The organism is Bacteroidota bacterium (genome assembly GCA_039111535.1).
Classification (GTDB): domain Bacteria; phylum Bacteroidota; class Rhodothermia; order Rhodothermales; family JAHQVL01; genus JBCCIM01.
In genome coordinates this window covers 1-11,667 of record JBCCIM010000204.1, presented here as the reverse complement: position 1 = coordinate 11,667, position 11,667 = coordinate 1, and the positions used below count along the sequence as shown (strand labels likewise).

Below are 11,667 nucleotides of genomic sequence, written 5' to 3'. Positions count from 1 at the left end.
TGAAGGATACTCTGGCGGTGGACTATTCACCAAAGACCACGAATTACTGGGGATTATCACTTTGGAAGAGTCGCCTTATACACTCGCGCTCAGCATAGAGCGGATTCTACAGGAGGCAAGAGACTGGAATTACCCCAATAACATCTTCGAAGTAAAAAAGAAGCGCAAACCCTGGCCTTGGGTAGCAGCGGGTGCGGGAGTAGTGGCTGCACTCGACTGTTTTGTAACCCAAGCAGTCATTTGTAAACCGGATGAAATTGCTGATCCCCCTGATCGCCCGTCAAGCCAGTAACCTATTTGCGCACAGAATCCATTGCGTCACGGCCAAAACAGCTCGCATTCTCCCAACCTGTTACCCACATTGTTATGCCCTCTAATCGCCTACGCTTGTTCGGCTTGCCTCTATTTATAGCTACAATTTTCCCGTATAAATCATCAGCACAAATAACTACAGCTGACTCGTTAGCCCTTGTAGACATTTACACAGCTACAGATGGTGTCAACTGGGGAGGTAATAACAATTGGCTGCAGGGGCCTGTCAGTGGGTGGACTGGCGTAACCGTCCTAAACAATCGCGTAACGAACATCAATTTACTGGGATTTGCACTCAATGGAGTACTCCCCACGACGATAGAAAACCTTTCAGCATTGGAAGAATTTGTAGTCGGTGGCGCACAGGGTGCACAACGTCAACTAAGCGGAACAATACCTGCCGAACTGGGCAACTTAGCTAATCTAAAAACTTTATTGCTTGGCGGACATGCGTTGTCTGGTACTATCCCCCAAGAATTAGGCAGGTTAGGGAATCTTGAAATCTTGCAGCTTCAGATCAATGCGTTACAAGGAAATATTCCAGACAGCCTGGGCAATCTTGTCAACTTGCGTGAGCTGTTGCTTGGCGACAATCAGTTAACGGGCCAATTACCCGCAAGTCTGGGCAATTTGACTAACCTAGAAACGCTATCGATAACAGGTTCAGCTGCCGGGAATCAATTTGAAGGCATTATCCCTACGGAATGGGGAAATCTCACCAGCCTGGAATTCCTCAACCTCGCCAATATTGGCAGGGGAATTAATGGAGAAATTCCGACACAATTTGGTAACCTGACCAATTTAGTAGACCTGAGGATCACGGGCACGAGCCTGGAAGGTAGCCTGCCAGAAGAGTTGGGTCTTTTACGGCAGTTGACAACCATTAGATTGGGTAACAATACCCTGACGGGTACAATACCGGAAACGCTATGTCAACTTCCGATGCTCGTGGACTTGCACCTCCAAATCAATGCTCTCGAAGGTGGAGTATCAGCATGTTTCACATCTATCTTACCGCTGGAAGAACTCTTGCTCCAGAGCAATCAACTCACTACGCTTCCAGATTTGTCCGGGATGCCCAATCTGCAAGTACTGAATGTAAGTGAGAACAAACTTACATTTGTATCCCTCGAACCCAATGTGAGCATCCCGTTCTTTACTTATACGGATCAGGCACGCTTCGGCTCATCCTATGACGCAAACGTAGCCATTGGAGGTACGCTTTCCCTATTTGGAGGCGTAGACATAGTAACTGAATCAATGCGCTTTCAATGGCTAAGCCAACGTTCAGGAGAGATTCCAGGTGCAAATGATCCGCTTTTGGACTTACGCAATGTGAATGAAGAAAACATTTACACCCTACGCGTCTCGAGCACTGTCGCCACGGAGGCTACGCTGGAAAATGAACCAATTTCTGTATTCTTGTCCGCGGCAAATGAGACAGATAGCCTGTTGGTTGTACAAATAGCCAACGAACTAAATCCAAATCCTTCTCCTGCTAACTGGCTGGACCCAACAGCGCCTCTGGCCTCCTGGGAAGGCATTGACATCCTTGGCACCAGAATTCGGGGTCTCAGCCTATCTGATTTTGGCTTAACAGGCACCTTTCCCAACGGTCTCTGCGACCTGAACGGGCTGGTTATATTGGAGGCAGCCAACAATAGTATCAATGGCACTATCCTGGATTACGCTTCATGCATGTCTGACAATCTGAATAAGCTGGATTTAGCCAATAATCCATTGAACAGATCCATAGAGGGGATCTCGTTCCGCACGAATTCGCAGTTACAAGAGTTGAACTTGAAAAATACTGGTATCAGCGGGAATCTGGCACCATCTCTAGGATCACTACAATTTTTGACAGTAGCCGACTTGAGTGACAACGTCCTTACCTCGATTCCTTTGTTTGATAATGGACGGATGCAGCAATTGCATGTTGGTAATAATGCACTCACTTTTGACCACATCGTCCCCAACGCAACGCTTGCTAGTTCTTTAGAGACGTTTACCTATATACCCCAGGCAGATATTGCCGGCTTGAATGACACCTGTCAATTTGAATTGGTCAAAGACTCTCTTTTCAGCCCTCTTCCAACGGCGCCTAACGGAAGTTCACAAGCATATAAACTACAGTGGTATTTCAATGGAAATGAAGCTATTGGGTCCGTGAATGAGAAGTATGTTTTTACATTACCGGAAATTACTGCTGAAACTGATTGTGAGGAGTTTTTCCCCATTCATTTGGAAATCAGTCATGATGATGCACCGGGGTTGACAATAAGTACACTGCCAGCAGCTGCCCAAATTGCGCATTATCCCGATCAGGTAAGCTGGACACCTGACATCACATTTGAAGACTACAAAAAGTCAAGTAGCTACAGACTCATCGCGCGTCCCGGAGACGCAGAAACCCTGGTTGAGTCCGTATTAACAGGTATGCCGGGTGCAAAGAATGATTGGCGGCTGTTTCATGACACCGGCTCCTTGGGAAGTGGTGGACTAGAGGAATACACAACTGAAAAAGCAGATAGCCCGAATTTCAAATTTACCGCCGGTAACGGTTTCTGGCTGCTGAGCAAAAATCCGCTCAACTTAAATCAGTCAGTTCCTACGGTCACACTTGCACCTGACCGAGGCGTTTTTAGAATCACATTGCACCCCAGATGGAATGTGATTTCAAATCCATTTGAAGTGGATGTACTTTGGCGAGATGTACAAAATGTCAATACAGATGCCGCGCCTGATGATTTATTCATGTGGACCGGAAAGGGGTATGTGCTAGCCGACACGTTTAAATCCGCATCCACTGGAGTTGCATACTATACATTCAATGCGCTCGAAAGCGATTATACACTCAATATTCCCTACACAAGAGATAACATCAACGTACCCCGTGCGGTAAATAAACAAGCCGCTGAAACCTTCAGGCTCATCGCTTCAACAAATGAATCCGAGCACGCGAGTATTCGCATAGGGCTAGACGAGCAGGCCATGGAAGGGCCAGATATTTATGACATTCCCCTACCAACAGGCGGGGTATTCCAAGGCATGTTGGCGCTGGAATCGGAAAGAGACGGTGCAGCTTACACGTTAATACGTGAATTCCGTCCAAAGGGAGAATTCGCCATATTCGATCTTAGCCTGCATGCCGAAGCAGGACAACCAGTCACTTTACACATTGCTGACAATACGCTACATGAAGGACATCGGATTTTACTGGTTGATAAAAGTACGGGCACGCAGACTGAACTGACCAGTGGTGATCCTGTAAATGTAGTACCAGCAGCTGCCGTGCACAAATACGCGTTGTGGGTAGGAAATGAAACGCAGCTTGCTGATGAATCGATTGACCTAACGCCAGAAAGCACAGTACTTTTGACGAGCTACCCCAATCCATTTTCAACCTTCACGCAATTTCCCTATGCAATTACTGACACTGAACCCGTGAAACTGGAAGTATTCGACATGTTGGGCCGGCGCGTCGTCGTGCTGGTAGATCAGGTACAGCCTGCTGGAAGGTATGAAAGCACGTGGACCGGCTTGGATGCTGAAGGACATCCGGTCAAAGCCGGCGTCTATTTCTATCGGTTGTCTACAAGCACTGCGTCTATTACAAATACCGTAGTCAAAATTCGTTAGGCAGATGCGCTACAAATTAAACCTGACTTGAAACGCGACTCAAGAACACGAGAGAGCCCAATGTGAGCCATGTCGGCTTGTCTTGGGCTTTTTCGCTTTTCATAGTATGGGATATGTTTATCAGTACTTCGTCTCAGTTTTTCAGGCTAAAAACCTAAGTTGGTGCAGAAACGCTCATTTATACAGCGCTTTCTCTGCACCAACAGTATCCTCGCTTGCGGACCAGTATTTCACAGGCATGAACTGAATCCAGCCATGATAGATGTCGTCTTGCTTTTGTTGACCATCGTAGGAGGCACTTTCGCCTTCGAGTACATGCAAGGTAAGACGCATACATTGACCACAAAGCAAACGCGCCGCCAAAGGCGAAAAAAAATCAGGTCTCTGGCCGGCCTCGCTTCTTACTCAAAATTGGAGTTCGTGTCAACGAACTTGAAAGGACCGTATATCGAAGGCATTTATCGCGGCGTGCACTTGAAAGTTACCCCCTTTGGTGAAGGCGGCGGCGGTACTGAAGTCAGACTCCATTTGCCTGAGGCATCCAGTACTCCTTCTTTCAAAAAACGTGACAAGCACGCCATCAAACGTATCCTGAAACGTTTCCCATCTGTTTTTGCGTCTTCTGACAGAAGCCTGATATTTCGAGGAAACAAGGTCCTTTACCGAGAAAAACAGGTGCGAACCGATACATATGGATTGCGGATGCTGATGAATTATCTTTGCGACCTCGTCAATGCTTATCCATATATCATTCAACTAGGCGGAGAAGCTATACCGCTTTTAAAACCTTTTGCGATCAGAGACAAGCATCCCCTGAATAATATGGCCACACGTCTCCTGAAGGAAATCGACCAATTTACCACATCAGCATTCAAATCCAGGGAAGCGCAAGTACATTGCAAATTGTGTCTAACCCACTTTGATGCGCACAAAGACGAACTCGGAGGCGTATTGTCGGTGCGGTACTATGGCTGCAGAACATGCAAGCAAAGTCAAAACTACTACGAAGGGCTCAAACTTGTGCTCGTGCTTGACCAAAAGATGAAGGACAAATGGGTCCAGCAAGATGATGCCCTCTTCGTTAACAGATTCAAACATCGGCAGCTATTTGATTTTGACGAAGTACTCATCCGCAATGCATCGGATAAAGACGTTGCTTCCTTTGCTATAAAAGTGGGCAATGACACAAATGCCTACCGGGCGGAGCGATACAAAGCCATCCCATGTACTGTAATGGCAGACACCAGCATCTCTGAAAATACAATACATATGCTGGGCCGGGTCTTTAAGCAGGTTAAACGAACCGAGGCGTATGAAAATCAACCAGGCTAACGCTTACGCTGGCTGATTGTACGTCAAACCTGAACTTGAGCTGACGCTAAACATAACCATAGCATTTACCCGTAGAGTCAGTATTTTTAGTAGGTTTCACTATCCCAGCCGCACAACCATGGAATTTGCGATACTTATGTTTGTTGTCTCCTGGATCGGTGCTGGGATGTATAAATATCGCAATCTCAAACGACTAGAGGATCATAAGAGGTCTTGGAAAGACCTGGCCGCTGACACCCAGATGCAGCATGTGCCAACGCGTTATTTATTTAGTCCATCTCGCGTAGAAGGCGAATACAGGGGGTTAAAACTTAGCATCAAAACCACCGAGCGTAACCAGGAAACGTTCACGGAGATTCGACTCATCAGGCCCAACCAGTTCACCCATAAGCCAATGACCAGGCTTGATGCAGGCAATGTTGAGCACCTGCTCAACCGTAGCAGGGCTATTCTGCCCTTAGATGACCGCAGCTTGCAATTTGACGGATATCAGCTCCTGTACCGGGAAAGTCAAGTTCGATCAGATATCGATAAACTTAAGCAGATCATCGATCACCTCTGTGATCTGGCGCTGATGTATACTGAAGCCATTCAACTGGGTGGAGAAGCTGTTCCTGTCTTGCATCCCATCGCCCTTGATCCCCACAACCCACTGAAGGCAATGGCCTACAAACTTTTGCTTGAAATAGGATCTTTTACCGCATTGAAATTTGCATCACAGCTTGAAGCAGTCCGTTGCCAAGCTTGTCTTGCCAGCTTTACCCCGCATGATGTTAACATCGGATTCCTGGTATATTATGCCTGCAGGAGATGCAGAAAAAGCCAGTTCTATTATGAGGGACTCTCACTCATCCTGGTGCTTGATAATCAGATGCGTGACGAATTTGTGCAGCAGGATAATTTCTTGTACGTAAACGGATTTAAGCAACGGAAGCTGTTCGACTTCGACGAAGTCATCATCGACCACGCATCAGATAAAGAAGTAGCATCTTTGGCCTTAAGAATTGGCAATGATACAGACGCATTCAGGGCTGAGCGCTATGGAAAAATGCCTTGCACAGTTATGGAAAACTGCAAACTATCTAAAAACACAATGCACATGTTGAAGCGTGTTTTTGGGCTGGTGCAAATCAAACAAGCGGATTAAATCTTAAAACCCTGTCCATGTTACTCCATGCCCGAAACTGGCGCGTCGATTGGCCCCTGTTCATCAACAAGCAAACGCACCTTGTAGAGGACTGATGGCATGTAGCGCTCTCCCAGCATCGTCCAAAGCCGGCTCGCGCTTTCCAGATCTGTGTCTTCAAGCTCAATATTGACACGCTCCACATGCTCTGGAAGTGCAGGATGCTGTTGACCAAAGATGGGACGATCGTGGAAAAAACTTACAGCTTGTGAAAGTCTGTTCAATGCTGTGCTATACATTGCAAAATCTGCTTTCAGCAATACATAGAGTTGGAGTCCTAATGAAGGCCCCCTCCTGACACGATCCAGACCAATAGGGTTTCTTATATTTTTTAGTGTCTTGTCTGGCGCAACGTTCACCAGTGTAAATACCAATTTGTCCAACTGCCCCGGATCACCAGGGTCTTTCTGGCCGGCAACGATGCTCAATTCAGACGCCAAGGTCTCCTTCATCCGAAAGTGCGTATTTAGTTCGTTGCTCAGTAGATATAATACCTGGTCTATCATTCGAAAACGTGTTATTTGTTGAAGAAGATAATCGGCTTAACTCAGGCGAGTTAGGCCACGTAGCCAGCAAACCAATCCCTTCACCCACCAATCATTACTGTTGGCGCCCCCAGGACAATACTGCCGCCATGGGCAGTGGTATCCCCCATTCTAGCTGCAGGCTTCCCTCCAATCATCACGGTTGATGAGCCTTTCACGATTGTATCGGGTGGTCCAACACAGACGCACATGTCGCCCAGTACTGCCGCCGGTATACCACCAATCATGACTGTTGGAACGCCTGGGCCTGTAATAGGACCTCCTACGTGTGGGATAGGTGGTACGCCGGGTGTCTGCATCGGACACGTGTGCATGTCTGTTATTCGGGCTGCTGGTGGCATGTATTTACTGAGTTTTGTTGATTCAGGATGGCTTTGGCGATTTTATTTTCTGGATCCCGAAACTAGTTCAGGATACGGATGAATCGGCGGCTTGCTGATTTTATTGACTGTGGATCCCGAATCTAGTTCGGGATACGGATGAATCGGCGGCTTGCTGATTTTATTGACTGTGGATCCCGAATCTAGTTCGGGATACGGATGAATCGGCGATTCATCCTAATTAATCATCACCATGGCCCCCTTTACGGTGACCTGACCGGCTGCGCTTAGTTCAGCACTGGCGTTGCCTTTGGCAGAAAGCGATATTTTTGCACGGGCATTAATGTTTTTACCGTCTAGTCTAATGTCGCCATTGGCCGTCTGTTTAATACCCGCTGTGGCATCCAGGATGATATTACCACTGGCTTTCAACGTGATATCCTTTGCGCTGTCCAACGTAATGCCATCAGCTGAGAGCTTGATTTGGTTATTGTTTACATCCTTTAGCGTTATCATCGCAGCCTCATCGCTCAGGGTTACCACCTGTCCCCCGGGGGTTTCCAACGTGATGATTTGCTGCTCGTCATCAAACGCCAACTTGAGCTGACTATTGGTAACCAGCGCTTTCATGGTGTTGTTCGTATAAGGCGGCTTGTTGTGCGAGCTGTACAGGCTACCCAGGATGATTGGAAAGCGTGGGTCTTCGTTGACAAAACCGAGGATCACCTCATCCCCCACTTCCGGCATGAAAAACGCGCCGGCACCCGCTGTAGCGTACATATTGCCAAGCCGCGCCCATACGCCTTCGCCCAACTCATTGATTGCAGGAATAGCTACCTGCACACGGGCTTCCGCCATTGGGTCAACAACTTGCCTGACGATGCCAATGTGTAATCCGGAGATTCCCGGAAGCAAGCCGCCGTTTGCCGGCGCCTCGATGCCAGCGTGCTGCGCAGCGTGCGTTTCGATTGGCATTCCTACAGTCGCTTCTGTAGTCCAGCTCCCATCTGCTAGCGTATGGCGGACAGCAGATACGTATACATCACCATTAAATCGATTACCTAACCCTTCAAGCGTAATCAATTTTCCAGGCAAAACCTTGGCCTCTCCCAAAAAAGATACGGTACCCTGCACCTTGGCCAACCGCGACCACCTTAATTCCGCATCAGCCCATGTTTTCAATTCACCTGCTGGGATAGCGCCATCAGACCGTAGTTCGTATACTTTCTGGCCCACAACCTTCGACAGTTTTTTCCCGCTCAAATTGCCGGGCCCCTTTAATCCCGGTTCTTTTGAATGCCCGGTCACCATTTTTTGCGTCTTCACGTCCCAGGCGCTGGCCTGCACTTCGGGTAACTGGAGCGCGGCATCGATCTCAAGGGCTGCATCGAGCAGGGAATCCCCATACGTTAAAGCTACAACGCCCTTTTCGTCTGTGGATGGTTTTCCAACTGTAACCGTTCCATCGTTGACTATGACAACCAGTCCGTTTGCCTGCGCGCGGGTCAGGATGAAATCCCAGTCCGATGCGTAATACTGGACAAGTTCTGTATGGATATGGGCGGTCGCTTCTACATCGGCTTTCAGGCCGGCGTCTTTGATCAATTCCGCCATTACATCGCTGTCACGCCTGTTAAGGAAGCATGCGCTCTTGCGCCCCGCTGTTAGCCGGGTGCTTTTATCCTGACAGGTCAACTGGAGCACGGGCGCTTCCTCCCCACCAAACTTGACTGCATGTTTGACAATCAGGCCTTTGTAGATGACTTTGTTTTTGGCACCATAGCCGGCTGCAATTTCAATTTCAGCACCTGGCACCCAGTCATCTGACTCGCTTGCCTCAAATGGGCTACTCATGTCCGTTGAAGCAACAAGCTCAACGCGCGCAGTTGGGATACGGTTGATTGCATGGGCAACGTCAATGCGCAGCACCTCATACGCAGGGTTTATCATCTTTCCGTCGATTTTTATGTCGAAGGTGACTACCGCGTACTTTGAATCATCGGGTATTAAGCGCTCGGTCATATATAGTTACATTTAAGGGATCTCTACAGGACCCGGGTAGCAGTGGTATAGGCAAGTTCAATTGCCTCAATGACAATTGTGCCGTCTTCTGTCCTTAGTGAAGCAACACGCCAGTTGACCGGGTATGCAGCGGTAATCATCCATTGCGCAACAGGTAAACCTTCAAGATCAACCAGCGCTACCGCCATATCTCTTATTTCGATTTCTGTACCCAGGCCGGATTCCAGGGTATTCCGGCACCATTTTACAAGCATTGCGTCTAGCGGCAGCAGGCCTCGCTTCAAAATCAAATTATCATGCTTCGCACCAACGGGCAACCGATATTTAAACCTGTTTTCGTCTCCCTCCACGATGGATACAGCATCGCGTTTGGCCTGTAGTCCAGACACTTCTTGAAACACAGCTTCTGTGGCATTTGCGTTGTCTGCCATCGACACTTGAAAATAAAAAGTGGCTGGCGTTGCGCTGTCATGCATGGCGCTACTGGCTTGTCTAAGCGTTTGATATAATGAATTGGAGAAAGGGCTACGCTTAACATACAGCATAATCGACAGAGATGGCTCGTCCTAAGCAGCATCATTAAACTATGCATCTTCATCGATACTGCCTCGTTGACTAATACCTTCACCCATCCAATACACAATAATATTATGACGCCAGCTGCCCTCGTACGCGAATGGATCCAGCGCTTCAACCGAGGAGATGTTGAAGGACTTGCCGCGCTGTACGCTGAAGAAGCAACCAACCATCAGGTAGTAACCGATCCACTTGTTGGACGAGAGGCCATCCGCAAGATGTTTGAGATAGAATTTGGACGTGCAACGATGACCTGCATAGAAGAAAGCCTGCACGAAGCCGGCGAATGGGCCATCCTGGAATGGACAGACCCAACCGGACTCCGCGGCTGCGGGTTCTTCCATGTGCAAAACAACAAAATTGTATTCCAGCGCGGCTACTTCGACCAGCTTACCTTCTTCAAACTGCAAGGCATCCCAATCCCAGATACATACCTGGGCCCATTTGACTAGTCGTTCAATCTTCAACCTTTAACTTTCAACCTATATGTCCATAGATCCAGGCGTTAAAGTTGGCCACATCCACCTGAAAGTGGCAGATCTCGAACGGGCCATTGCATTCTACAACGGCGTGTTAGGATTTGATATCACCGCGCGATATGGCAAAGATGCCGCCTTTCTTAGCGCCGGCGGCTACCACCACCACATCGGTTTAAATACCTGGCAGAGTAAAAACGGCAAACCGCCTGCCGCAGGGACAACCGGCCTGTTTCATGTGGCCTTTGTCTACCCAACCCGCGTACTCCTTGCTGAAGCCCTTAAGCGTGTGCTCGATGCAGGCATCACGCTGGATGGTGCTGCAGACCACGGCGTGAGCCAGGCGCTTTATTTACGCGACCCCGACGAAAACGGCGTTGAACTCTACTGGGACCGGCCAAAAGATGCGTGGCCAAGGCTTGCAAACGGTGATCTTGAAATGTACACCCGTCCCCTTGATATTGACGCCCTGCTCAATACATTGTCCATCTAACCTGTTACATACTAGCATATCACTGATCATAGGACACCGAAGCCACAGGTTTTCAGGGGCTAAATAGTTATCATCGGCAGAGAGCTGTTGCCAGGGCAGATTGTGGCACTGAACTCCTACTCTATGATTTATTTAGAGGTGATCAATAGGCACAGCAAACCGATATCGCTGGCATCTAGCCAACAGGATATCTAGAAATTACACTAGCGGAGACCATACATTGAAACGTTTGATCAAGTCAGGAGAAGTTAACTCCGAAGTGCTTGCAGCCTCTGTCTCATGTCGCTCATATCTTCCTCCTCCTCATCCGATGCCGGCACATCTGGGGTTTCAGGAACAGGAAGCGTCTCTTGATGCGCCGCCGGAGCGTTTCCGATCGCACCTGACGCAACATACAATCCAAACATCACCACCGGCTGATTGGCCAGTGACTCATCCAATCGGAATACAGGACAAACAACAGACCTGCTGTTAGTTCAAACAGCACCTTGTCCACCTCCTCCTGTGCATCATCTTCCAGTTCGTCATCATCACCCAGAGCGTCCTCAAGTGTGTCTTCTACCATCTCCTCGATAATACCTGCCTGCAAACAGCACAGGCACGATCGTACACTTCACTCTACGCTATGCTGCTGTGCAATAGAATAGTTTTGCGCCTTGAAAATCATTGAAGAATTAGCAGGCAGCCTGCAGAGAATAACCAACAGCATTTATTCTCAAGCTGATCGAAACCACGCAAAAAACGAAGAATATACCGAGCAAGTATT

The 11,667-nt window shown here is 48.3% G+C and carries 12 protein-coding genes; 6 read left to right on the top strand and 6 right to left on the bottom strand.

What is annotated here, in order from left to right:
- Together AAF564_22610 and AAF564_22605 are read left to right on the top strand one after the other, a co-directional pair.
- A partial coding sequence (locus AAF564_22610; GenBank protein ID MEM8488359.1) for a hypothetical protein occupies positions 1 to 292 on the top strand: 292 nt, incomplete at its 5' end.
- Between the two features lie 356 nt (positions 293 to 648).
- Positions 649 to 3,951 carry a leucine-rich repeat domain-containing protein gene (locus AAF564_22605; GenBank protein MEM8488358.1) on the top strand — a complete coding sequence of 1,101 codons (3,303 nt, stop codon included), beginning with the start codon at positions 649 to 651 and terminating at the stop codon, positions 3,949 to 3,951.
- A 174-nt stretch (positions 3,952 to 4,125) separates the two neighbouring features.
- On the opposite strand, the gene AAF564_22600 is transcribed toward AAF564_22605, so the two are convergent.
- Positions 4,126 to 4,284: a hypothetical protein gene (locus AAF564_22600; GenBank protein MEM8488357.1), complete on the bottom strand. Its 159-nt coding sequence runs from the start codon at positions 4,282 to 4,284 to the stop codon at positions 4,126 to 4,128.
- 87 nt (positions 4,285 to 4,371) lie between these two features.
- Between AAF564_22600 and AAF564_22595 the strand changes: the two genes are divergently transcribed.
- Both AAF564_22595 and AAF564_22590 read left to right on the top strand, forming a co-directional pair.
- A complete protein-coding gene (locus tag AAF564_22595) occupies positions 4,372 to 5,283 on the top strand; it encodes a hypothetical protein (GenBank protein ID MEM8488356.1) in 912 nt (303 codons plus the stop codon).
- A gap of 118 nt (positions 5,284 to 5,401) precedes the next feature.
- Positions 5,402 to 6,430, top strand: coding sequence for a hypothetical protein (locus AAF564_22590; protein MEM8488355.1), 1,029 nt, complete (start codon positions 5,402 to 5,404; stop codon positions 6,428 to 6,430).
- 20 nt (positions 6,431 to 6,450) lie between these two features.
- Here the strand turns inward: AAF564_22590 and AAF564_22585 are convergent, their stop codons facing one another.
- From AAF564_22585 to AAF564_22570, 4 genes are all read right to left on the bottom strand, one after another.
- Positions 6,451 to 6,975 carry a DUF4255 domain-containing protein gene (locus tag AAF564_22585; protein ID MEM8488354.1) on the bottom strand — a complete coding sequence of 175 codons (525 nt, stop codon included), beginning with the start codon at positions 6,973 to 6,975 and terminating at the stop codon, positions 6,451 to 6,453.
- Between the two features lie 80 nt (positions 6,976 to 7,055).
- Positions 7,056 to 7,355 (bottom strand): PAAR domain-containing protein, encoded by a 300-nt coding sequence (locus AAF564_22580; protein MEM8488353.1) that lies wholly within the window; start codon positions 7,353 to 7,355, stop codon positions 7,056 to 7,058.
- 216 nt (positions 7,356 to 7,571) lie between these two features.
- The gene (gene vgrG / locus AAF564_22575) at positions 7,572 to 9,356 is read right to left on the bottom strand and encodes a type VI secretion system tip protein VgrG (GenBank protein ID MEM8488352.1); all 1,785 of its coding nucleotides are present in this window, start codon (positions 9,354 to 9,356) and stop codon (positions 7,572 to 7,574) included.
- A 23-nt stretch (positions 9,357 to 9,379) separates the two neighbouring features.
- On the bottom strand, positions 9,380 to 9,832 hold the full coding sequence (locus AAF564_22570) for a phage tail protein (GenBank protein ID MEM8488351.1): 453 nt from the start codon (positions 9,830 to 9,832) through the stop codon (positions 9,380 to 9,382).
- A gap of 174 nt (positions 9,833 to 10,006) precedes the next feature.
- Between AAF564_22570 and AAF564_22565 the strand changes: the two genes are divergently transcribed.
- Positions 10,007 to 10,384, top strand: coding sequence for a nuclear transport factor 2 family protein (locus tag AAF564_22565; GenBank protein MEM8488350.1), 378 nt, complete (start codon positions 10,007 to 10,009; stop codon positions 10,382 to 10,384).
- Positions 10,385 to 10,418: 34 nt separating this feature from the next.
- Entirely contained in the window at positions 10,419 to 10,901 is a 483-nt protein-coding gene (locus tag AAF564_22560; GenBank protein ID MEM8488349.1) for a VOC family protein, read from the top strand.
- A 406-nt stretch (positions 10,902 to 11,307) separates the two neighbouring features.
- On the opposite strand, the gene AAF564_22555 is transcribed toward AAF564_22560, so the two are convergent.
- Positions 11,308 to 11,490, bottom strand: a complete 183-nt coding sequence (locus AAF564_22555) for a Snf7 family protein (GenBank protein ID MEM8488348.1) — start codon at positions 11,488 to 11,490, stop codon at positions 11,308 to 11,310.
- Positions 11,491 to 11,667: the final 177 nt, after the last annotated feature.

Bases quoted from the DNA above. Each gene is read 5' to 3' on its own strand.
- AAF564_22600 (MEM8488357.1), bottom strand. From the start codon at position 4,284: ATGCGTCTTACCTTGCATGTACTCGAAGGCGAAAGTGCCTCCTACGAT.
- AAF564_22590 (MEM8488355.1), top strand. From the start codon at position 5,402: ATGGAATTTGCGATACTTATGTTTGTTGTCTCCTGGATCGGTGCTGGG.
- AAF564_22585 (MEM8488354.1), bottom strand. From the start codon at position 6,975: ATGATAGACCAGGTATTATATCTACTGAGCAACGAACTAAATACGCAC.
- AAF564_22580 (MEM8488353.1), bottom strand. From the start codon at position 7,355: ATGCCACCAGCAGCCCGAATAACAGACATGCACACGTGTCCGATGCAG.
- vgrG (MEM8488352.1), bottom strand. From the start codon at position 9,356: ATGACCGAGCGCTTAATACCCGATGATTCAAAGTACGCGGTAGTCACC.
- AAF564_22570 (MEM8488351.1), bottom strand. From the start codon at position 9,832: ATGCATGACAGCGCAACGCCAGCCACTTTTTATTTTCAAGTGTCGATG.
- AAF564_22565 (MEM8488350.1), top strand. From the start codon at position 10,007: ATGACGCCAGCTGCCCTCGTACGCGAATGGATCCAGCGCTTCAACCGA.
- AAF564_22560 (MEM8488349.1), top strand. From the start codon at position 10,419: ATGTCCATAGATCCAGGCGTTAAAGTTGGCCACATCCACCTGAAAGTG.